19 protein-coding genes are annotated in these 23,594 nt (G+C 39.3%); 7 read left to right on the forward strand and 12 right to left on the reverse strand.

The window, feature by feature from the left end; genetic code table 11:
• Window positions 1–37: 37 nt before the first annotated feature.
• Window positions 38–424, reverse strand: a complete 387-nt coding sequence (locus tag SHI21_RS11775; protein WP_323576785.1) for an RNA recognition motif domain-containing protein — start codon at window positions 422–424, stop codon at window positions 38–40.
• Between the two features lie 187 nt (window positions 425–611).
• Here SHI21_RS11775 and SHI21_RS11780 point away from each other — a divergent pair, with 187 nt between their 5' ends.
• Entirely contained in the window at window positions 612–2,273 is a 1,662-nt protein-coding gene (locus SHI21_RS11780; RefSeq protein WP_323576786.1) for an AMP-binding protein, read from the forward strand.
• 29 nt (window positions 2,274–2,302) lie between these two features.
• On the opposite strand, the gene SHI21_RS11785 is transcribed toward SHI21_RS11780, so the two are convergent.
• Entirely contained in the window at window positions 2,303–3,667 is a 1,365-nt protein-coding gene (locus tag SHI21_RS11785) for a hypothetical protein (RefSeq protein WP_323576787.1), read from the reverse strand.
• 132 nt (window positions 3,668–3,799) lie between these two features.
• Between SHI21_RS11785 and SHI21_RS11790 the strand changes: the two genes are divergently transcribed.
• Window positions 3,800–8,158 (forward strand): hypothetical protein, encoded by a 4,359-nt coding sequence (locus SHI21_RS11790; RefSeq protein WP_323576788.1) that lies wholly within the window; start codon window positions 3,800–3,802, stop codon window positions 8,156–8,158.
• A 50-nt stretch (window positions 8,159–8,208) separates the two neighbouring features.
• Here SHI21_RS11790 and SHI21_RS11795 read toward each other — a convergent pair whose 3' ends face one another.
• The 6 genes from SHI21_RS11795 to SHI21_RS11820 all read right to left on the reverse strand — a co-directional run bounded on the left by SHI21_RS11795 (window position 8,209) and on the right by SHI21_RS11820 (window position 14,732).
• Window positions 8,209–8,676, reverse strand: coding sequence for a hypothetical protein (locus SHI21_RS11795; RefSeq protein ID WP_323576789.1), 468 nt, complete (start codon window positions 8,674–8,676; stop codon window positions 8,209–8,211).
• Between the two features lie 135 nt (window positions 8,677–8,811).
• A complete protein-coding gene (locus SHI21_RS11800; RefSeq protein WP_323576790.1) occupies window positions 8,812–9,648 on the reverse strand; it encodes a signal peptidase II in 837 nt (278 codons plus the stop codon).
• Window positions 9,648–11,354 (reverse strand): hypothetical protein, encoded by a 1,707-nt coding sequence (locus SHI21_RS11805; protein WP_323576791.1) that lies wholly within the window; start codon window positions 11,352–11,354, stop codon window positions 9,648–9,650. The genes SHI21_RS11800 and SHI21_RS11805 overlap by 1 nt, the downstream gene beginning before the upstream one ends.
• An 18-nt stretch (window positions 11,355–11,372) precedes the next feature.
• Window positions 11,373–12,848: a hypothetical protein gene (locus SHI21_RS11810; RefSeq protein WP_323576792.1), complete on the reverse strand. Its 1,476-nt coding sequence runs from the start codon at window positions 12,846–12,848 to the stop codon at window positions 11,373–11,375.
• Between the two features lie 12 nt (window positions 12,849–12,860).
• Window positions 12,861–13,610, reverse strand: coding sequence for a hypothetical protein (locus SHI21_RS11815; protein ID WP_323576793.1), 750 nt, complete (start codon window positions 13,608–13,610; stop codon window positions 12,861–12,863).
• Entirely contained in the window at window positions 13,611–14,732 is a 1,122-nt protein-coding gene (locus SHI21_RS11820; protein ID WP_323576794.1) for a hypothetical protein, read from the reverse strand.
• Between the two features lie 227 nt (window positions 14,733–14,959).
• Here SHI21_RS11820 and SHI21_RS11825 point away from each other — a divergent pair, with 227 nt between their 5' ends.
• The 4 genes from SHI21_RS11825 to SHI21_RS11840 are packed head-to-tail and all read left to right on the forward strand — an operon-like array spanning window position 14,960 to window position 18,059.
• Complete coding sequence (locus tag SHI21_RS11825) at window positions 14,960–16,135, forward strand: hypothetical protein (protein WP_323576795.1); 1,176 nt, start codon at window positions 14,960–14,962, stop codon at window positions 16,133–16,135.
• A gap of 3 nt (window positions 16,136–16,138) precedes the next feature.
• Window positions 16,139–17,200, forward strand: coding sequence for a tetratricopeptide repeat protein (locus SHI21_RS11830; RefSeq protein ID WP_323576796.1), 1,062 nt, complete (start codon window positions 16,139–16,141; stop codon window positions 17,198–17,200).
• Window positions 17,201–17,209: 9 nt separating this feature from the next.
• Window positions 17,210–17,689, forward strand: a complete 480-nt coding sequence (locus SHI21_RS11835) for a YceI family protein (RefSeq protein ID WP_323576797.1) — start codon at window positions 17,210–17,212, stop codon at window positions 17,687–17,689.
• A 4-nt stretch (window positions 17,690–17,693) separates the two neighbouring features.
• On the forward strand, window positions 17,694–18,059 hold the full coding sequence (locus tag SHI21_RS11840) for a hypothetical protein (RefSeq protein ID WP_323576798.1): 366 nt from the start codon (window positions 17,694–17,696) through the stop codon (window positions 18,057–18,059).
• Window positions 18,060–18,116: 57 nt separating this feature from the next.
• Here the strand turns inward: SHI21_RS11840 and SHI21_RS11845 are convergent, their stop codons facing one another.
• Window positions 18,117–19,052, reverse strand: a complete 936-nt coding sequence (locus SHI21_RS11845; protein WP_323576799.1) for a hypothetical protein — start codon at window positions 19,050–19,052, stop codon at window positions 18,117–18,119.
• 222 nt (window positions 19,053–19,274) lie between these two features.
• Here SHI21_RS11845 and SHI21_RS11850 point away from each other — a divergent pair, with 222 nt between their 5' ends.
• Window positions 19,275–20,996, forward strand: a complete 1,722-nt coding sequence (locus SHI21_RS11850; RefSeq protein WP_323576800.1) for an exonuclease/endonuclease/phosphatase family protein — start codon at window positions 19,275–19,277, stop codon at window positions 20,994–20,996.
• Window positions 20,997–21,054: 58 nt separating this feature from the next.
• On the opposite strand, the gene SHI21_RS11855 is transcribed toward SHI21_RS11850, so the two are convergent.
• The 3 genes from SHI21_RS11855 to metG form a co-directional block, all read right to left on the reverse strand.
• Entirely contained in the window at window positions 21,055–21,468 is a 414-nt protein-coding gene (locus SHI21_RS11855) for a GatB/YqeY domain-containing protein (RefSeq protein ID WP_323576801.1), read from the reverse strand.
• 55 nt (window positions 21,469–21,523) lie between these two features.
• Window positions 21,524–21,778 carry a hypothetical protein gene (locus tag SHI21_RS11860; RefSeq protein WP_323576802.1) on the reverse strand — a complete coding sequence of 85 codons (255 nt, stop codon included), beginning with the start codon at window positions 21,776–21,778 and terminating at the stop codon, window positions 21,524–21,526.
• A 255-nt stretch (window positions 21,779–22,033) separates the two neighbouring features.
• Complete coding sequence (gene metG, locus SHI21_RS11865; protein ID WP_323576803.1) at window positions 22,034–23,587, reverse strand: methionine--tRNA ligase; 1,554 nt, start codon at window positions 23,585–23,587, stop codon at window positions 22,034–22,036.
• Between the last annotated feature and the right edge of the window lie 7 nt (window positions 23,588–23,594).

A 23,594-nucleotide genomic window follows, 5' to 3' on the forward strand; every position in this document is an offset into this window, starting at 1 on the left:
AAAGGGCCGCCATATATTTTGGTATATCGTAAAAGAATTAATCTCTTCCGCGTCCGCCGCCACGGTTTCCACCGCCGCCAAATCCACCGCGTGATCCACCGTCACGGTTTCCACCGCCACCGAATCCACCACGTGAACCGCCGCCACCGAATCCACCACCGCGAGATTCTCTCTCTGGTTGAGGTTTCGCTTCAGAAACTCTTAGTGAACGCCCTTCGAACTCTTGACCATCAAGTTGAGATACAGCCGATTGAGCTCCATCATCTGAATCCATTTCTACGAATCCAAATCCTTTTGATCTTCCAGTTTCGCGGTCAATGATGATTTTCACTGATGCAACTGATCCTGCTGAAGAAAAGTGTTCTTTAAGAGACTCTTCTTTAGCTGAGTAAGGAAGGTTTCCAACATACAATTTAGTAGCCATACAAAAAACTCCAAAAAAATGGTCTAAGTCAGGTTAGTACTTAGGACCGAAGTAACTATTAGACCAAAGATATAACACATTTCAAAATCCGGGCAAACATAATATTAAAGAAATTTGCTTCACAGCACTTTGCGCCATCGGGGTTATTCAACTAGAATCTTTAAGTACACTTTTTAGAGAGGATTTTATGGATAAAATTTGGCTTAAAAACTATCAACCTGGCGTTCCGGCGAACATCGAAGATCAGATCGAAAAGTACCTATCAATCGGCGACTTATTAGAAGAAAGTTTCAGTAAATACTCTCAGACTCAAGCGTTTAATTGTATGGGGAAAGGCCTTACTTATCAAGAAGTTGATGTGTTGAGCCGCCAATTTGCGAGCTACCTACAAAACGATTTGAAGTTACAAAAAGGTGACCGAGTGGCCCTTATGATGCCAAATATTCTTCAGTATCCAGTGGCCCTTTTTGGGGTCCTGCGCGGAGGATTTGTGGCCGTAAATGTGAACCCGCTTTACACGGGACGCGAGCTCCAACACCAACTCAAGGATTCGGGCGCCAAAGCAATCGTGGTGTTTGAAAATGCCTGCCATACCCTTCAAGGGGTTCTGGAAAAAACTGATGTAAAACATGTACTGACAACAAATATTGGCGACATGCTTGGATTCCCAAAATCCCTGTTGGTGAACTTTGTTATTAAGAAAGTAAAAAAGATGGTTCCTGAATGGAGCATCCCAAGTTCAAAAAGTTTCATCGTTGAATTAAGAAAAGGAAATCCAAAAACTTTTAAAAAACCAGAGATGAAGTTAGAAGACATCGCATTTTTACAGTACACAGGTGGAACAACTGGTGTGGCAAAAGGTGCAATCTTAACTCACAAAAATATCGTAGCGAATATGTGTCAGGCACGCGCCTGGCTTTCTCCCGGACTAAGCATCGGAAAAGAAATTTTAATTTCTCCTCTTCCGCTTTACCATATTTTCTCTCTGACAGTTTCAATGGTGTTTGTTTCGATTGGAGCGACTAACGTTCTTATTACTAACCCACGTGATATGGCAGGATTCATTAAAGAACTTAAGAAATGGAAGTTCACGGTTCTTCCTGGAGTAAACACATTATTTAATGGTTTATTAAATCACCCTGAATTTAAGACTGTTGATTTTGGACCAATGAAAATTGCTCTGGGTGGTGGTATGGCCGTTCAGAAGGCCGTTGCTGATAAATGGAAAGAAGTCACAGGAAAAGTTCTATTGGAGGCTTACGGGCTGACAGAAACATCGCCAGCAGCTTGTATCAATCCACTGAATCTAAAAGAGTATAACGGCTTTATCGGAATGCCGATTTCTTCGACTGATGTCGTGATCAAAGATGATAATGATAAGACGTTAGGAATTGATGAAATAGGTGAGATTTGTATTAAAGGTCCACAGGTCATGCCAGGTTATTGGCACCGCGATGATGAGACGGCAAAGGTTATGACTGCTGACGGATTTTTCAAATCAGGTGACATCGGTTTTATTAACAACGACGGATATGTTAAAATCGTCGACCGTAAAAAAGATATGATTCTAGTGTCTGGTTTCAACGTTTATCCAAATGAGATTGAAGACGTTGTAGCGACTCATCCGAAGGTTTTTGAAGTGGCGGCCATTGGTGTGCCGGATGAAAAAACAACTGAGGCCATTAAGCTTTTCATCGTGAAAAAAGATGAGAGTTTAACAGCGGAAGAGATTATTGCATTCTGTAGAAAAGAGCTAACGAACTATAAAGTTCCAAAGCTAGTGGAGTTCAGAACTGAGCTTCCTAAAACGAATGTTGGTAAGATTCTAAGAAAAGATTTAAGAAACTAATTTTTGATTTCAGCTTGATGAACACTCGACTAATCGACAAGTTCATCAAGCTGGATTTCAACGACTTCAGAGTGTTCATCCGTACGTTTTTCATCTTCTTTTTTTGTTCTATCTAATTGCTCAGCATGTTTTTTATCATCCACACTTTCTTGTTTTCTAGTTACGACATCCTCTTGATCGGCTTCATCCAACTCAGTCACTTGTGACCCGTCTCTTTGCTCAACAACAGTTGCTTCATCTTTCACTGCAAAGTATCTCTCATACCCAACACCAGCGACAACAACAGACCCTGTTCCAATCGTCAGTTGCTTTGGAGTAATGCTTGTAATTTTCGCATACACTCTTTTAAAGAATCCGATTTTCTCTTCTTGGGTTTCAGCTGTTTTCTTTTTAATGAAAGCATCAAAAATTTCTTTAAATTTTAAAGCAGGTGTTTCAACAAACTTTTTATAGGCCCAATCAATTTTCGTCGCAGAGATGGTCTCTCTGATGAAAACTTTATTAGTCACTCTATAAACCCCGTAAGTCGTAGGTTTCAATTCTGGTTTAGCTAAAAGAGCATTAAGTTTTTCAAGCTCTAAAGCTAACTCAGGATGAGCTCCGTCGGTATTTTTAATCCCGTATTCAAACTCTCTTTGAGTAATTGTGAGCATATCATTAAGAGCAGCTTGTCTGATAATGCGCTCTTTTATTTTTCCGTTTTTAAGGATAGTACCATCGAGAGCTTTGATCTCGGCCTTCAGTCTTTTCACCTGGAAGTTTTGGTCTTTATCACTTTTTCTTAGTGTAATGACTTCTTCTTTAAGTTCACCATTTCTTTTAACGACGAGTTTAATATCTTGAACATCTTCAGTTTGCTTAAACTTCTTTAGAATTTTTAAATTGTATTGAAGCGAGATTCTTTCTTCTAAAAGATTATCAACATCTTTTTGGTACTCTTCAAAGTTTTTCATCCAACCTGATACTACTTCTAAATTCTTTGAAGCTTCAGGGGCCGGTGTCACATCATGGGTAACCATGCTGTTGATTGTCTGAAAATATCTTTTAGCTTCGGTGACAACTTCTTCATCGCTAAAAATATAAAATGCCGGATACTTATTATTGTTCCAGTTTTTAAGTGACCTGTTTAAAGCAGCACGCGTGCGATTCATCCAGTCCATGCGAGGGTGTTGTACCGTCACAAACTTATTGGAAAATTTTAAAAGCTTTTTATCAATCAGTGCCTGATTCAAATCTTCTTTATAGTTCTCTTTCATGAAAAGGCTTTTTGCCAGGTCCTGGCAACTAGCAGGCTCTTCAGCAGGCATACGTTCAAACCCTGACTTCTCCTGCATATTTGAGCAAGAAGCGAGCATGAAAACTATAGTGAATAGAGAGATCTTTTTTAAAAGCATATTGATCTTGTCGGGTATATCTCGAAATAAGTTTAGCTCTATTTTTAATCTAACCCTCTGATATTAAAATCGCTAAAGAAATACCTGACGGTGCCGATAGGCTATTGATCTATTGTCTTATGGAGTTTTTTTATGTGGTTTAAAACAAGTCTGCTCATTACATGTCTTCTCGTTCAGTCATGTTCGATGAACTTCACCGAATGGGGGAGAACTCCTGCGGCCGAAGCAAACTTCGATGACATGATTGCGAACATGAAGGATTTTAAATCCCGCGTGATGGGTTCTGAGAAAGATGCGACTTGTTCTAAAGAGCAACTCGACGCTGACTTTAAGAAGCTGATGGCCTCGGTTAAGCGCGACTCTTGTTCAGTAGATAATTACTCTATTGACCGTGAAGAGTTTGAGAAAAAGGCCTGTCCAAAAGTAAAAGTTGAAGGGTACTTCGATAAAGTTGTTAAACAAACAATCAAAGAAGAAAAAGCTAAAAAACCATTAACATATTTCCAGAATAAAATTGATCCGGAATTCGTCGGGTTCACTAAAGAAGCACAAAGTTTTTTACTGAAGCTGGGACCCAATATTCACAATGCAAGTTTTCCTATTGAAGACAGGGCCGCACTTTTAGCTGAGTATGTTGAAAATGTTGTTATGCCGATTAGAGATATTATCGTTATCAAACGTTCATATGTGACGAATGAAGATGACGGAAGAATTATCTATGACAGCTTACAGCCTTATATGACTCGCGAATTTGTAGAAAATCTTGGTCAGAGTGACTTAGGTTTAATTACTCAAGGTCCAAACCCAGGGACAACTCCATTTTATATGGAAGTGAAAAAGTCTGAAGGTGGAAAATCTTATCGCCTGAGTTTTTCTGAAACCGATATTATCAGACACGACGTTCTAACTTTATTAAAAGCACCGTCATCTAAAAACTATGTCATCGCACTAAAGTGGATGACGTTGCACATGATGCTTTCACAAGTTTATTTATATGAAACGATTCTAGGAAATAAAGCAGATCTTACTATTCCTAATGCCTGTCAGACTCATTTTAATGGAAATTTACCTGCTAAATTTAAATTCTCATATGAAGATGGTGTTGGTGAGCAGTTTCTGGATAACATTCTGGCAAGTCATGGTCTGACTTATAAAGAAGACGACATGTCTTACTTAGATTACTACGTGGACAACGTGAGTAAGGACCCGACGAAAGAAGGTTACAGTGGACTTGTCCCATTCGAAAATTATAAAAACGCCTTAAAGAGTGCAGAAGAGTCTGGGGCGACAGCGCTTCAACCAAACTTTGATGATGTCTCTCACTTCCAGTCGATCATGCAGTTTAAAGCTGGTGAAGCTCAAGGTGCATTTAGAACAAGAGTGAAAGGGCAGAACGTGACTCTTGCTGGTTATGAAACTTTCCAGAAGATGCTGGGAGAATACCCGGCCGATGAAATTGCTGAAGTGAATACCAGCGAAGGTGTTCAACAAATTTATCCGGGGAAACAAAACCTTTCGCCGTATTTATTAGAAGTCATGCAACAAAATGGAGTGATTGATTATTCTGATCTGATCACTTCAAGAATGAAGAAAAAGTTTGTTGATAAAAAGGTCTCAATTGATTTTCCTTCAATGTATTCTTCACCTGTGTGGAGAGACTGGAGCTTAAGATACCTGGCAGATACGATTTATACTCAAAAAGATGTACCAGCTAATTCAAAATTATACGCCTTGATTAAAGAGTCTTGTATGATGAACAGTCGCCGTGGTGACGTTCTTGATAAACTTTGTCTTGAAGGAAATCCGGTCGTTAATTTATCAAACTTCCTGGAAGAATTCCGCTCGGGAGAAAAATACATCCCGACAAGAAGACTGGAAGAAGCCAAGTTTAGAGAAGTCTATCCGTACTTAACTTTCATTTGGAAAAACATGAGAGACAAGTTTGATCTCTTACCAGATGCGAAGCCATTTGAATTGAACTTCCTTTTAGATCAGATGTCTGCGGGAAATCCATGGGCACGCTTAAAAATGAGTTACATGGTTGCTCTTGATCAGCTTGAATACAAGCAAGAGGGAGTTGTTCCACAATACGGGCCGAGAAGAAATGCTTATACGCAGACTGAAGCGCAATGTAAGGCAAGCAACGTCACTGTTCAGTACAATGCTTTAATGAAAGCAGGAAAAGTTTTAGGACTTGATAAGCAACTTTCATACAATCATGGTGGATCTATATTATCGACAAAAGAAAAGTCGACAGTGTGGAAAACGATTGTTGATGATATTCAACAAAGAAATGCTCAGCTCTTCAGTGTAAAAGGAAAAAATAAAGAGACGTATTATAAGACTGCAGAAGATCTTTCTTATAAGACAATCCTGACGAAAGATGCGGCCCTGTCTACAGGGATTAACCTTAGTCAAAATACAGTTAGTGCTATTAAAAAAGTGGCCCAAGGTGACGATGCTCAACTGGGAGAATTCTTTTTAAAACTTTATAAGATGAAAGACCCAGTGGCACAACAGAAACTGTTCGAGCAGTTTTCAATGGTCAACGGGATCGATAATACATTCAGCTTGAAGTTGAACTTCTTAGCAATGGATGACGCTTATAAGAAACCAATCTATAAAGATTTATTAAAGCAAGCAGCTCTGTCGAGAAAACTTCAAATTTTATCTGAGCTGGATAGATTCTGTAAGATGGATGTGAATGATGAAATGGAATTTAAAAACATTTTCTATTCAACAACCAAAGCGCAAAACGACCTGAATCAAATGGCAGGACTTCCTGCTGTTCCGACTGAGGTTATGGACAAAATTAGCGAGATGACTTCCAGTGAATGGCGTGACATGTGGTGGGGTATCGGTTCAGGTATCACTGCTATGGCCGCGATCGTTGTTGGTGGTGCGTGTACAACTTTATCAGGAGGGATTTGTGCTCCTCTAGGTGGAGTGATGGCAGTAGCGGGTCTATCTTCACTTGGTATTCAAGTGAAGCTGACGACCAATGAGTATGGCAGAAAAGTCGAGGCCGACATTTCTGAAGCACAAGTTAAAGTGATGGAGGATTTAGGTTTTGCCAATGGCGGCAGTGCTGATGAAGTCCACCGCTCGTATGCTTGGACGGCCTTTGAAGCGATCAGTATTTTCCCGTTAATCGGGATTGCGACCAGGTCACTTTCTCTCGGGCCTAAGCTCGTGTATGTTTCTGCGCAATCGGTTCTCAGAAAAACAGGTAAGGCCTCTTTCAAGGCCGCAGCTAAAACTGTGACTCAGGAAGAAGAAGTGCGAGCAGCTCAGTATCTGCTAGGACTAACGACCGTTAGTAAAAATGCCGGAGTTGATGCAAAGTCACTGGCAACTGCAACCGAAAAAATCAGTAAGATCAGAAAGCTTTATACATCTGGTGAAATTGATTTAAATACGATGATGTCAAAAATTGGTGGAGTCCTTGATCCAATCAAGCGCGCGAAACTTGCTTACGCTAAAACTGTGAAGAATGAAATCGGAAAAGTTTCAGTGAAAGTTAGCCAGGCCAATATTGATAAACAAACAGCGACCATGATGTCTAACTACTTTGGAGACAATCCAAAAGAGATGTTGAGACTTGTTCAGGGTTATTCAGGCGAGCGTTTAAATAAGGCCGTCAGGATCATGGGAGAAGTGAATGCAACTGACCGTATCGGTAAGCGCATTCCGGTTTTCTCTGGTGTGAAAGACTGGTACTTAAAAATGAGAAACGAAAGCCTTGCTAAAAATGCGGCGAAAATTTTAAAGCTTGAAAAAGATTTAACTGCGATGGGAAAAGGCAAAGGCCAGCTGCAAGCTTACATTAATAAAAACATCGAAGACCTGACGGATATCTTCATTGATATTCCTCTGAGAAAAAGAGAAATTCCTTACTTCGTATTTGTTCAAGGGATGCCGGACATTAACTTCTATAAAGGAGCGAAGTTCCCAATCCTAAGTATGATGTCGGAAGGACAAACTCTGAGACGTCTCGTGACGGCGAGAGCGAGACTGGTGCATGAGACTTATAAATCTCAGGCGCGAGCGACGCTGAAGCTTCAACGTTATGTAAAGTCTGAGACGACGTACGAAGCTTTCAAATCATTCCAGATGTCAGTTGCTGAGCTTGCCAATAGAAAGACCGGTAAAGAAGCTGCGAAGGTTATGAGTGAGTATCGTGCAGTAGAAGAGCAGTTAACGAAAAAACTTTATACTCAGTTTAAGGGCACGGGCCAGAACATGGATTATAAAGCTTTCAAAGAATTGCTGATGAATCCATCAACACTTAAAGATAAGGCCACTGCTGAAGCGATTTGGGAGTCGGTACCTGCTGATGAGTTGATGGGATTAAAAGAAGTGGGCGAGTTTGCGCACAAGGCGGTTCAGGAATTAGCGAAATACTCTGATGTGGATTCATTTGAGAGATATTTGGCGGCACTGAGAGTACTTGTGATTAATAGAAATCCTGCAGTACTAGAAATTATGTAGATGATAAAGCATGGCAAATGAAAAATTTTGCCATGCTTATTTATAGTTTTTTAAATCTTTTCGTTTACGCAAGTTACAAGAGCTTTGTTGATCAATTCAGATCTCTTCGTTTTAGCATTCACTTTATATTTTCTAATTCTTAATTCCATTTTATAAACATTTTTATTGTCATTGATCAGATAGACCTTAGACAGCATTTCAATTTGCGAACTATCATCAGTATCGTAAGTGGCCCCGATTGTAATGTGATCAGCAAAATCATTGAAATTATCAGTTTCAACTGTCACAGATGCCTGGTTTTCATTAGCTAGTTGAAGTACTTTTGTTCTAGCAAGCTCATTGATTTCTTCTCCAGATTGATTTCCGTTATCTGTTAGAGCATTACATTTAAGATCAACATCATAATTGTAAATATTAACTAATTTTGTTCTATAAGATAAAGCTTCATTATAGTTAGTGCTTCTAGCAGAGACTGCAAAAGAAGAAACAAGCAATAAAGTCGTGATAAACATTTTCATAAAAAGCGCCTTTTTAAAGGGGTTAATTATGTCCATTTTACTATTTTTAAGAGGGAGAAATGTGAATAGTGAAAGATTTATGGCCCGGTCAAAAACCTGCCTAATCTTTATACATCGAGGTTAGAAATCAACGATTTACTTATGAAAATGGTTCTTTAAATCATCCGCAATCTTCTCCAGATGCCTGTAGTTGTCCCCCTCACGAAGCTTCAAATCACGTTTATCGCCCTTTAACAGGTCTTCAACGTACTTTTCGAAAGCATAGAGAGGACCAGCTGTTCTTTGTGAAAGAATGAGTCCGGCAAAGAATGAGATCGTCGTAAAAAAGAGAGTAATCGCAAGGTAGCTGATAGCAAAACCAATCGCCGGTGATCTGCTGGCGATATTAGCACTCTGAAGAGTTAGGGTAAGGTATGAAAGTGCAAAAAGGCCTAAGACCAGACAAGTGCATAAAGAAATCGCAGCAAACTTTAAAGCAAATTTCATCTGTTCTTTGGCATTGACCAGAGAAAATCCTCTTTGGTTTTCTGGATACCAGATGATGTTGTCTTTCGTAATAATCTTATATGCAATAATCGCAGCACCAATCCACTGAAAGACGTCTGCGGGATTAAAGACAATCGGAGGTAGAAGGGGAAGTTTCATTGGAAGGAAATCAAGTGTTCCACCATGAATCGCTCTATCAATAACATTGCCGATAATTCCACCAACCAAAAGTCCGAGTCCTGCTTTAAGCATGTTGAGTTGGGGAGAGAGCATGATAATAAAAATAATATAAATGAAAAAAAGCAGCCCTCCCATTGAAGAGAGTGTGACTAGAGTTAAACTCGCAGGAAGATCCTGAAGAGTTCCAAAAATAAAGCCTTTATTGATATGACTTAATTCTCCTGCCATCTTCATCTTCCAGATGAAATCGATGGCAAGAGCAAGAAGAAATAAGACGAGAGAAAGTATGATGCCTTTTTTAAACATTATTTACCTGATAAATTTTTCCATACAGTGATCTGGCCTTCAATCTCAGCTGCGTTGGCATTACAGTCACTCCAACAGTTGTGTTTGTTGGTTTTAAGTTTCACTGAAATTTTTGAAGCTGGGATGTTTGCAAAATTCACCAATGCAGTTTCAATGACATTTGTATGGGCCACATCAACATTCGCAGAAGAGTGAAGTGGAGGCTGGTTTGCACCATGGCATGTAACACATCTAGCACGCAGTATCGGGTAGAGTGTCTGCTCAAAACCTTTAACTGATGTGAGTTTAGTCACAACAGGAGCTGGTGGTGTCGTTGGGTTTGGAGTGACTGGTGTCGGCGGAGTCACTGCAGCTGGTGCTTCTGCTTTTATATGAGCAAAGTTAAATGATAATTTATCCGTAGCAGGACCTTTATCTTTTAAAAGAATCATTGAATATGCTGAAAGCACACTATCTGCTGGAGTGACTTTTTTATCAACAACTAAGTAAGTCGCGTGTTGTGGATTGAAGCTTCCATTCACCAGGACTTTTAATGTTTTTACATAAAACTCTTTTGTCGTTCTGATGCGAGGATTACTTAGCTTGTAGCTATACATATCGTATTCTTCGATATCAATATCAAACATTGAGCCAGCGACTCCAGATAAATGATCTAGTGGCACACTGATTGTCGACTTAAGTGCTTTAGCTGCAGTTGGGCTAAAGTTAGGATCATTAGTAATAGTGATTTTAGAAATTTTAACTCCATCATCTCTTTGACGAATATCGACTCCGTAAGCGTTTCCGCCAGGAATATAAAAAGGTGAATCTAGAAATCCCGTTGTACTTGTGACTTCACGCCATTCAAAACCTTTTGTTAGTTTGATATGCCATTCAATCGAAGCACTACCAGCGACTTTTAAAAACATCGAATCCGAATTTTGATCAGGGGCATCTACCAGCATCCAGACTTTATAAAAATCAGATGTGGTCACTTTAAAGTTCACGTAAGCGAGACCAGCATCAACACTCGTTAGTGTTTTTAATCCTTTTCCTTCCGGTGCCCAGATGTAGCTCACACCATTGGCAGTTGCTTTTTCCATAGGAGCGCGGAGTGACCCACTCTCGGCCATCATGGTAATAGTTCCTTGATCAATAGCATTTTCTGGATTTAAGATATCTTCAACGGTTTTAGTTTCTTCAGTTGTTGTCGCTGAAACGTTATTAGTCGTATCTGTTGCTTCTGGAGCTTCAAGATTGATGAGTCTTTTCCATTCTGTAATTTGATTTTGCATTTCGGTCGCATTGGCCGCGCAATCTCCCCAGCAATTGTGGTGATCATTTTTTAGTTTTAAAACCATGCGGGAACTGGCGATATTATTGAAATCAATTTTATAGTTATCAATGATGGAATTAAATGCGGTCTCTGCATTTGATGAAGCGTGAAGTGGAGTCTGAGTTGATCCATGACAGCTTACACATCTTGTTGTTGTAATAGGGTAGACTGTTTTTTTGAAGGCCGCGAGTGAGATCGCTTTCACTTCTGCAGAGGTATAAGTACTCTCTGGTGCGCCATTATTAGTACTAGAATTTGTACTCGTGCCTTTAGATGAAAATTTCATCGCAGACTTCTGATTACTTTCCGGCATCACACACTGATTGTATCCGACTAGGATGACGGCCAGACCAACAATAGATGATAATTTATATTTTAATGATCTTTTCAAAGTCTACTTCCTTCAGTCTTAAGTTATTTTATTAAAAATGAGATAATTATTAAGATTCGATCCAAAAGGATTATCGCCAACCACATCAGCAAGCATTGACTCTTTTCCGTTAAGGGAAAGGTAGTTTGCGACTAATGCTTTTGATAAATTCGTCACACTATTACTAATTAGTGTTGCTGTCGTATCAACGGAACCATTGTCTTTGAAACTTCCAATCTGTCTTTTATTGGCCGTTCTTAAAGTGGCCTTACCAGCGTTTCTATATAAAAGCATGAAGCTTGATGATCTTTGTGAACTGTCTCCAGTCCATCCCATTTTACCTCTACCTCCGGCAGAGTTATCGATTGATCCACCAGAATAAACGCCACCATCCGTGTAAACATAAATCAGAATGTCTTTTTTCTTTAGGGCCGCTAGTTCCATTACTTTTCCGATCAGGTCACCAGCTTCACTGTCGCGCATCTCTCCCGATGAACGAGTGTCATCGTGATAATCGAAACCACCTTTTTCAACAGTCCCTACACCAATGAATCCATCAAGGATAAGTTTCGCCATTGTGGCAGTTTTTCTTTGATCTGAGTTATTGGCAAGATTAGGGAAGACCTGCTTTACTAAAGGATCCTGATTCGGATCTACGGCCGTCGTTGAAAAACGATTTAATAAATCCTGTGATTGGATATAACCACAACTCACCAAATCTTTAATTTGATCAGGAAGAGATTTAGCAGTTAACTGCTTCATCTTTTGAGTGCTTAAATTTTCAATCGTCTTTAAAACTTTTTGCGCTTTTTCTGATCCATACAAAGTTCCAAGGCGACCAATGTTCACCAATCCTAAAGCATCCTGTGGAGAATTTAAAATAACTGGTTTAAGTGTTGCGATAAGCGAGCTTTGTGGAGCGATCGAATTCCCGCCTGACGGACCATTTTCTGTTCCGGCGATTGGGGCCAGTTCACCCGTTACACCTGCTCTGGCAAGCCAGTACATAGGGTTATGAGGGTTATTTTCAGTGTCATCGTTAGATGCTGAACAAAATACACCACCTTCAACGTTTGCTCTGGTAGTGACACTTGTTGAGGCCTTGATCCCTCGAAGGATAGCAGAGTCATTATGAAAAATAAGTCCAAGTTCATTATTGGTTTGTCCTGCATTTTTTGGATGCATTTCCATTGGCAGGCCAAGGGTGTCGTAACTGGCAAGGTAGTCTTGCTGACCACCGGCCTTTCCAACCATAACATTTGATCCAATCAGGTTTGCTCCACCAGATAAGTCAAAAATCATGATAGGGATTCTTGTTGTTGCTACCTGCTGACCTAGTCCACACTCAACCGCCTGAGCAGCATTAGAGTGAAGAATTGAAATCAAACTTGGAAGAACTGTAAAACTCAGACCCGTTAAAAAACCTTGAGATAAAAAATCTCTTCTGGATTTTAGAGTATGGTTATCGTGCTTTAATGGAGCATCTAGTTTCTTTTTATTATTTTCATCATTCATGATTAGTCATTCCTACAAAAATGTTGCGTGAGCACTGGCCAGAGTTGAAATACACATTCCTTTGACAATCTTTTTCGTTGTCACACTGGAACCTAGATTTTCACCTGTCAGCAGGTCATCAAATAATTTAGACAGCTCATTAGAAGTTACAGTTTGTTCGTTCGCTTCCATCGGAGGAAGAAAACGAGTTATGGCCTGAGTAATAATTAGTTGCTTGTTAGTCGCATTGAAAACCTGAGTAGGGGATTGATTAAAATTAATAGTGGGCCATACAACGACTCTTAAATCCTGTGTCTCAACCAGTTTTTCACAAAATTCAGCTGCAAGCTTTGTAATCGCGACCTGATTTGCTGGAAGAAAGCTTTTGATGTTGTTGTCGGCCGGAAGCTGGACAGAGAGTTCTTTGTAAAGAGACTGAATTCCAGTATCGGCCGCACTAACGCCAGTTGCTTCAGACATTGAAATCAGGATTTGTTCAAAGTTTTTAACCCCTACATCAATGGCGTCCATTTCCGATTCTACTACTGGCGCGTTGATTGGAGGCATAACCAATCCATCTGGAAGTTCTGCTTCGTTTTCAATATCACCAGCATCTTCAGTTGATGTATCAGGAACGGAAGTAGAAGCACTTGAAGATTTTGATTTTTTCGTATTCGTTTTTTTCTCGGCCACACATTGATTGAAAGCAAACAGTATGACAACCAGTGTTCCCATTGAGATAGCAATTCTTATATTCGTTGGGAGTTTTTTATTAAAGTTCATTTATTCTCCCATGCAAAGAATCGATGTCTCTGCAAAAAGATTTTTCATACTAAATTTATCATTTGCCTGGAAAGTATCCGCCAGTCTCTTGATCTCTTTTTTCTCAGAGTCAGACTTTGGTTTATGCACACACACCAGTTCGAAAACTTTTGTCGACATACACTCAGCAAATGCTCTGGAGCGGGAAACTAACATCCCAAGTTCTCTGGCGCCTTTACCTGTTTGTTTATTCGGCCATCCGAGGTTGGAATTTTGTCCATCGGCCCAAATGTTAACCCATTCATCATCTTTAGTGATAAAACCCTCAGCGTAGTTATTATTCTTGTTGATCTTGTCGACCACTTTTCCTTCAGTGTATTTAATTTCGTTATCGACGAAGTCAAAGTACGCCCAAGCTCCACCTAAACCATCCTGACCGGCATGACAGCCTACGCACTGATTGCGGTAAGTTCTACTATCGCCACCTGGATTTCTCTCAACATCTCTTCTTACGTGATAGTCGGGAACGTTGATATCGTGAACAGCTTCAAAATCTCGGCAAAGATAATTCATAAAAGTAAAACGAGTCATTCTTCTGTTAGTTCCAGCAGAAAAGAAAGCACTTGCCGAAGCTCTGGTTGTAATAACTCCGGCCGTATCTTTAATACCTGTTGTTTCAGACTGGCTCACGCGAGTGAGATAGTCTTTTAACGAAACAAATTTATTTTCCATTTCAGCATATTGGTTATTATCTTTTTTGCTGTAAGTGGGGATTGTGACAGGAGTATTGGCAGCAGCAATATAAAGATGATCACCGTATAAGACTTGATCAAAAGGAATATCGTCTCTCACCATTCCGATAACTGTCGCGACATAGTCATTAAGTGGAACACGTGGGCTTGCATCGACGTTAGTCCATGGCTTGACCCAATTTTTAAGTGTCAGGTTGTAAAAATTTTTATTATCCAGGGCCACTAAAGCAGCTTGTTTGCTTGAACCATTTTTAATCAGAGTTTCCATCTGACTCAAAACGGCAGGTGTGGGTGGTACTCCGGCGATGCGGTTGTGAAGTCGGTAGGCCTGAGTCTTTGCACTGGCCAGAACTTCAATTGAAAATAAAGCGAAACAAGAAATTAAAACCAATTTCTTTTTTGTGTATTTTGGTAATTTAATCTGGCCTCTCCCTTAAATAAATTCACTTCAATAATGCTAACATGTAGTAGTCATATATTTAGATAAGCAAATAGTTCCGAAATAAAAAGTACCCGAGATTTTTAGTCTGTTATCTGAAGGTAAATTATTGATGTTATTCTTTAATTTTCGATTATTATTAAGGAACATTTTTAGTTTATTTAGGAAAAAATACCAAAATGTCGAAACATTATACTCTTCCAATTTTGTCTTTTATTGGAATGCTTTTACTTGTGCCATCCAAAGCACACGCTTATCCAAACTTTATTGGACACGGTTATAATTCATGCATTACATGTCACTATAATCCCTTCGGTAATGGCCCCATTAATGATTACGGACGTGCTTTTTCCGCGACAGCAGTAAGTTCACGCGGTTTTTATAATGATAGCAAACCAGAAGAGCTTATCAGTGAAGAGTCTGGATTTTTTTTCAAACAACCTAAGAATAAACATTTTCGCCCACAGGCCAGCTACAGAGGAATGCTTCTTAAAAGAAATTTTGGAGAAGTAGGCGAGACGACTGACTATATTCACATGCAGGCCGATCTTAGTCTGGTGGCGAAGTTTGGTGAGAATGATAAATACATTTCAAGTGTCACTTTTGGATACGCACCGGTACCACGCTCACTTCAAGGCACTCCTGCTGCTGACAGTGTAAAAGAATACAGATCCCGTGAACATTATGTTGGTTATAGACCAACTCCATCTTGGGGATTCTATGCAGGACTAATGGATAAAACTTACGGAATCAGGATTGCTGAGCATATCTCTTATGCCCGCACCACTCCACAAGTCACAATGGATGATCAGTCTCATGGGGCCATTCTTCATTATAACAATCCAAACTTTGAAGCAGGATTGAATGCCTTTGTTGGAAATCTTACTCAGGATGCAAATCTTCGTATGAAAGGTTTTGCTGGAACTTTTGAATATACACTTTTAGAAAAAAATCGTCTTGGTATGTCGTTTATGTCAGAGGCCAATGAGTTTTTAGAACTCACAGCTCAGGCCATTCATATCCGTGCAGGCTTAGATCATGGAAACAGTATTCTTTTTGAAGTTGGTAAAGTTGATAAAAAACCAAAGCTGATTGCCGGTGATAAAACTGAGTACTACGCCAATTTTCAAAATCACATTAAAGCAACCAGAGGTGTGTACTTATTAAACTCGGTTGAATATTACAAGAATGCCAATGATAAAAGTTATCGTGTCCGCTTCGGGCCAAGCATTCAGTATTTCCCAGTTTCAAAAGTTGAATTTCGTGTAGATCTTCAGAATACGAGAAATTTTAGTCAGGAAAACAGTATTAAAGACAGGTGGGATTTGATGGCACAAATCCACTTATGGTTATAACAGATGAAAATTAAATATATCATTCTATTTATGTTAGTGATGGTGTCGTTTAAGACATCTGCAAAAACTACTTTTGATAACATCAAACTTATGCAGCTTTATCTGGATAAAAATCAGTTGGAAAAAGTTGAAGATCTTTACGATGAAGAAGAAGAGACTTTAGGTAAGAACTGGATGGCACTTGAAAGACTTGCCATTAGTTTTGAGCGTAGAGAGAAGTTAAAAGAGGCGGTTGAAATTTACCGCAAAATCATCACTAACTTTAATCAGGAAGCTCACCAGAAAGTATTAAACACTCCGGAAGGAAAATTAGATAGCACTGTTTACGATAAAACGAAGCTCTCTCTTTATTATTACAAACTGGCCTTTTTAAATACCCAACTTTTTAATAAGACCAATGATTACACGCCACCTTCAGAGCGCAATAAATATAAGAAAAATGCTGAAGGATTTATCGCCCTTGGCCGCAAAGTAAAAGTTGATGAAGCTGAATTAAAGTTACTAGAAGATCAATTGCAGGAAAAACTTAATAACGATGACAGTCTGGCCTATAAAACAGGTTGGTACGTATCGCTTGATTTAATCAGCTGGCAAGACCGTCTTTATCTGGTTGATCAGAGTACAGGTGTAAAAACAGATCTGCTAAGCACTGCCATGGGATCATGTCTGGGTGGTGGAAGAAAGTGGGAAAACATTAAATACGAATTTAACTTTGAAGGATGTTTTGCTGTCGCCACTGCTAGCATCAGCTCCGAAAGTACGGCCGTTAAATACCAACAATCATCTGTTTCGGTAAAAGGATTTATGGCCGGACCTGGAATGTACTTTAAAACCATTTCAGACAATGTACTTTTAGGAGTTCAATTGCCGGTAAAATACCGCCAGGGAGATTGGACTAATCCTGATGAAACTCGTTATCGCTTTGAAAGAGAAAAGACATTTGAAGCAGGATTTTTCCTGCAATCAAAAATTAAAATAAAAAAAGTGGCCCTAAGAACCAGATTAGGAAAAGTTTTTCCAAATCCTGGAAGTCTTTGGTCGGTAGGTTTACTGTATGATTTTTAGGAGATTAAAATGAAGAGTTTACTAGTTATTGGTGCGAGTTTTTTAATGATGGCGTCTCTTTCGGCGCATGAAGTGACAGTAAAGGTTACTTTAACTCCAGCAGGAAATTTTGAAGCGAAGTCTGCAAAAGTAAAAGGCGATGTAAAGAAAAGTGGCGCAGGATTCACTGCTGAAAATCTATGGGTAAAAACAGAAGAACTAAAGACTGGAATTGACCTTCGCGATGAGCATTTTCATAAACATTTAAATGCCGCTCAATTTCCTAAAATTAGCTTTACTCAAATCACTGCTGCTGACGGAAAAGGGACGGGGACATTGAATGTTAACGGCGAGAAAAAACCGGTTTCATTTACATACAAACCAGCAGGTCCTGGTAAAATCGAAGCCTCTTTCACTGTGAAGGCCTCTGATTTTAAATTAAAAGAAGCAAGCTATATGAGCATTGGTGTAAAGGATACTGTTGATGTTGTGGCAATCATCGAAGTTTAATTTTATGAAAAAAATATCATTCTTATTATTTTTGCTTTCAATACTCTCTGGTTGTGGCCAGGACTATAATAGCAACTATGGTGATTACTCTCAGTATTCTCCGGTTGAAGGAATTGATTCCTCAACGCCGGAAGGACTAAGACTTCTTGAAGCTTACAAAGTGATGCAAACAAACTGCTTTCAATGTCATTCATGGTCTGAGTATAAAACATCAGCGCAATGGGTGAGTGCAGGTCTCGTGACAAACGGAAATCTTGGATCATCGCTACTCTATACCAAACTCAAGAATGTTGGCGGGAATATGCCACCAGCAGGGCAGCTCTCAACAGCTGACTTCACTTCAATAGAAAATTGGATTTCAAATCTATAAAATAAAAAAGGCCGATCAATTGATCGGCCTTCTTATTTAAACTTTCGAATTTTTTAATTACTTAAAGAAACACTTTTTAGCTTTTAGCGTTTCATATTGCTTAGTAAGGTACTCGTTTCCTTGTGCCTTATCTTTAAGCGTACGGTAGAAAGCTTCTTCAGCAGTTACACCGTCTTTCTGAGCGCGAGCAGCTACTTCATCAAGAGTCTTAGTCCAACCTGCCATATCTTGAGCAGACATATCGTCAGCTAGGATCTTCCAAAACTTATGTGGGTTTTTTGGATCGATGATGTTTACTTTACCTTTTACAGTTGAAACTTTTTTGATTGAAGCGATTAGTGCTTTTTGTTCAGCTGATCCAGCGTCTGCAAGACCTAGGAAAAGTGCAAGTGACTTTTCGTCTTCTGGAAGAACAGCTTGTGGAGTTACTTTAGAGTAGTCTCCCATTCCAAGTCTTTTCATACGAGCAGAAATGAATGTATTAAGTTGAGCTGGGTTCTTTGGAATAACGTCGCTTAAAAGTTTTTGAGATGAAGCGTTTTTAATTGTTTCAACTGTAAACTTAAATCCGTCTTTCGCTAAGTTTTCATTCACACATTCAGCACATGTAATGATCACTGATTTACCGTGGCGGTTAGCAAGATAGATGATGTTGTTGATAGCTTCAACTACGTCAGCTTTTTTAATGCTTGCTTCTGGCTTATCAAGAAGAACCTGTAGGCTTTTTCTTACGTTAGCATCTGGCCCTGTTACCGGAAGTTTACTAAGCACTGCTAGTAATTCTTCGCGAGAAAGGTTTGTTCCTTTATTTCCAAGCGCAGATAAAGATGAAGCAACATAGCTTTGCACTTGTTTTGCATCACTACCTTTGATTCCGTGCTTAGCTAAAATTTCCGTTACTCCTGTCCCACTAACAAGATAGTCGACGAGCTTTACAGCTGAAGCAAAAGACATGTTAATAGATAAACAAAAAATCAGTAAATACTTGTACATACGTCATCCCTCGCATTTGGATTCAATTTCTAGTGGATTATTCGGCATATTGGGTCAAAAACTTTAGTAGCGTCATTCTTACATAGATACATTTTTTTTGTGTCAGGAACAGGGTATCAGACACTTGGAAAGAAATCTTTGGCAGGCAAAAGTTGAAGATCGACCTTTTTAGTTGGTAAACTAATGACCATTATTAGTTGATCCTTAGAGTTGGAGAATTTCGTGAAGAAATTTTTACTTATCTCATCACTGCTTTGTATAAGTGTGGTGAAGGCAAACATTTTAGATGTTCCAGCACAGAAATCTCCAGAAGATGATGCTGCTAAGATTTCGGAATATCAGGATCGTTGCGAGGCCATCAAGGCCTTGATCGTTAATAAAGAGTACGCACTAGATTGCTACACTAATTACAATCACTACGGTCCAACATCAAATGCGGTACGCTCAACAGGTGCTCTAAAGATCGCCAATTACAATCTTCTTCACCCGGGTACTTCAAAAGCTTTGTTCAAAGATTACACTTTGATTGCAAAAATCATGAATCGTTACGATATCGTTGCGGGACTTGAACTTTTAGCAACAGTTGGCCGTGATGAGCAAAATAACAGATCAGTTTTAGAGTTGATTCAAGGCTCGGCCGATATGGTGACGAAACTTCGTCAGCAAAAATCAAAACTGAAAGACTCATTAAAGATCCAGGAAATGGATGTAAAAATTGTTAAGTTAATTAATGATACAAGAACGGCTTACGATCTTTACCGTGCTCCAGGGTATTTAAGAGTTCTAACAGAACTTAAAAAACTAGACCCAAGTTGGGCACTGATTTTATCTCCGAGAGGGGATTCAGCTTTAGCTGGATCAGTTGAAGAACTAAGTGGATATTTCTATCGTTCAAATGCAGCGACTCCTACAGTGAACCCTCATTGCAAAGAAGTGGCAGACACAGGTGGCGGAACTCCATACGCTTGTCTAATCACATTGACTGAAGACTTTATGGGCAAGGACTTAGCAAAACATTTTGCAAGACGTCCGTTCATGGCAAGCTTCAAGGCAAAAGGAAAAACTTTTACACTGGTAACTTCTCACATGGTATTCACATACTCAGGTGATGAAGAAGCAGAAAAAGATCTTATGCAAAAAACGTTCGGTGTTGATAGCTACAAAGAGTTAGGCGGCGGAATCAACTCAACTAACTTTGCTCGTTATGCTGAAGTAAAAAATACTTTAACTTTCATGGACCTTTATAGAAAAAAATATAAAGACAACAGAATCATGTTCATGGCCGACACGAACCTTATTTCAAACAACATTTACTGGCCGGAAATTTTAAAAGCTTTCCCAGGTGGGCAGCTTTTAATCAATGAACCGACGACACTTTCTCCAGCTAGATATATGTCGAATGGTAAAGAGACAAACGGTGTCGCAAATGATTACGATCATTTCATTTTAGATAAGACTGCTTTTTTTGAATGTAATGATGGTGAAGTTTATAACTACTATAATGAAAATATTTATAAAGACATCGAAAGCCGCTACGTCATTAGAAAAGAAACTGTGGGGCTGAAGAAAAAAAATTTCAATTTTAACATTGAGACTTATGAAGCTGAGCACGTATTAGGTTTAGATTCAGAAGACAGCGCGATTGTTGAAGATGGAGATATCCCACCAGTAGATGATCCGGCAACGATTAAACTTGAGTACCCATTAACACCTGCTGGTCAGAGTAAGATGGATAAGTTTGTTTCGGGGTTTGATAAGTATCTTACGAATCTATATACAGTAAAAAGAAATGAAGTTGTTGGGGATGAGTTTCAAGTGCAAGAAAGGCTTGAAGGGTTGAAGAGAAGAGTCTTCTTGAGACAATTAACGAATCCTTACTACTATCGTTTTATGCAGGAAGTTCTGAGCGATCACTTTCCTGTGGCCATAACTTGTAAACAATAAGCAAAAAAAATGCAGCTCAGAGGCTGCATTTTTTTTGTCTAAATTTCTAAATTTAAAATTAACCTAGTGCTGCCTTAACAAGTTCGTTAGCAACTTTGCTATCAAACTGTCCTTTAATTTTCGGGCTAAGGTCTTTCATAACTAAACCAGCATTGTGACCAGGATTAGCTGCGATAATCTCAGCGATATACCCTTTAACAACTGATTCATCTAATTGCTTCGGCATGTACTCAGAAAGAATTGTAATTTCTCTTTCTGTTTTCTTTCTGATTTCATTTTCAGCTGGAAAGTTTTCAAGCGAGTCTTTTAACTTCTTTACGTGCTTAATTAAAACATCCATTTCAGGAGATGCAGCTTTTGCAGAAGTCTTATTTTCAATCAGCATACTTTTGAAGTAGCGAAGAGCGTCCAGACGTTCTTTGTCTTTTGCGAACATTGCTTTTTTGATGTCTTCGGTAATTTGGTCAAACATAAAGGCCTCCATATAGGAGGCCATTATTGACTAAAAATTTATCATAAACAAGATATTAAGCGTGGTAACGCACAACTCTGTCATCGAAATCTGTCACTTCCCAGCCAGCGCCTTTACCACCTTCTAGTACCGGAACGATGTCTTTAATGTCACCCTTGATAGCAACTGAAAGCATAACTTTTCTAATGGCAATTTTCGCGTCCATAACAGCTTGCATACGTCTGCGGTCATCAGCGTTCTGGTTTTGCTTATACTTCTGCAAGAGCAGATTTAAGCCTTCCTCGACTAATGCTAATTGTTCTTCATCCATCTATTCACCATTTATAAAAGTCGTTTCTTTCGTATTGTTTATTCTAATCTGCTTTTAGCGCTGATAGTTCAAGCACAGCTTAAGTTTATGGGAAAGCTGAATAAATTTAAAGATTTAAATGAGGTCCTGAAAATGCCGGTGGGATGTATAACTAAGCAAATTTTATGTTTTTTTGCTTAAAAAGTGTGTCCTTTTAGAGGCGACGAGTGCAAATACAGGGCACGGCTTAAAAGGCACGTGCCCAGATATATTTGATTAAACTGATTCTGGTTTTGGCGGCTTCGGTGCTTTTGGAGGCTTCGGAGCTTTAGGTGCCGGAGCTGGAGCGGCCGGAGGATCAATCTTAGGAAATAACGGCATTGGCTCAGTTAGTTCATAAGTAATTTTTCCAAACTTCACATCTTCAAATTTCCCAAGCTTCACACCTAATGGTTGTAGAGCTTTTTCTGCTGTATCTGGAAGAAATGCAGTTAGAAGAGTTGAGATCGCATGAATAGAGTAAAGGCAGTTATAAACAACTTGTTTAAGCGCTGCTTTGTCGTCTTTAAGCTTCCATGGCTCTTTAGTGTTTACGTATTGGTTCATCGAGTTCACGCCTTCCCACAGGGCCTCTAGGGCTCTGTTGTGCTCGCGTTTTTCCATGAACATTTTCATCTTCTCGAAGTTCTCATCGAAGTTAACTTCTTGAGTGATGCCTTCTCCAGATAGAGTTGGTTCATTGTCTTTTAAGTAAAGTTTAATTACTCGCATGATCAAGTTACCAAAACTGTTTCCAAGTTCTGAGTTATGTTTTTCAATCAATTCTTTTTCAGAGAAGCGTCCGTCGTTTTGAGCAGGGATCGCACGAAGTAAATAATAACGGAAACTATCCAGTGGATATTTCGCCAGGATATCATTCGGGTCGACAACGTTGTTTAACGACTTCGACATTTTCTTTCCATCTTCGGCCATGATCATTCCGTGAACATAAACTTGTTTCGGAAGAGCGATGTCAGCGGCATGAAGCATGATTGGCCAGATGACTGTGTGGAACCATGTAATGTCTTTACCAATAACGTGCATTGAAGCTGGCCAGAACTTTTCGTTCGGCGTTCCTGCAACAGCAGCGTAGTAGTTAATTAAAGCATCAAACCAAGTGTACATAACGAACTTTGGATTTCCCGGAACAGGAATTCCCCAATTTTCATTTGGACGAGAGATTGGAAGATCTCTTAGTTTGTCACCTTCAAGGCGTGAAAGCATTTCATTGTATGAAGAACTCGGAACAATAAAGTTCGGGTGAGTTTTAATGTATGAAATGATCCAGTCTTGGTAAGCACTCATCTTAAAGAAATAACCTTCTTCTTCTTTTAAAGTTAAAGGAGTGTTGTGAGCAGGACAAATATTATCCGGAGCTTGTGTTTCAGTGTAGAAAGACTCGCAAGCAAGACAGTACTGTCCAGAGTATACACCGAAGTATACGTCGCCTTTTTTCTCTAATTTATTCCATAGACTGATACAAACATCGTGGTGACGCTTTTCAGTCGTTCTGATGAAATCATTATTTGAAATATTTAAATCAGCACAAAGCTTTTTGAAGATGTTTGAGTTCTCATCAACATAAGCTTGAGTCTCCATTCCGTTAGCTTTCGCTGACTCAATTAACTTTTGTCCGTTTTCGTCAGTACCAGTTAAGAAGTATGTTTCATAACCTAAAAACTTGTGCCATCTGGCGTACGCATCACTAACGATTTTTTCTAGAGCGTGACCCATGTGCGGCTTTCCATTTGGATAGTCGATAGCGGTCGTAATATAAAATTTTTCTGTCATATAATTC

It is taken from the genome of Bacteriovorax sp. PP10 (genome assembly GCF_035013165.1).
GTDB lineage: Bacteria > Bdellovibrionota > Bacteriovoracia > Bacteriovoracales > Bacteriovoracaceae > Bacteriovorax > Bacteriovorax antarcticus.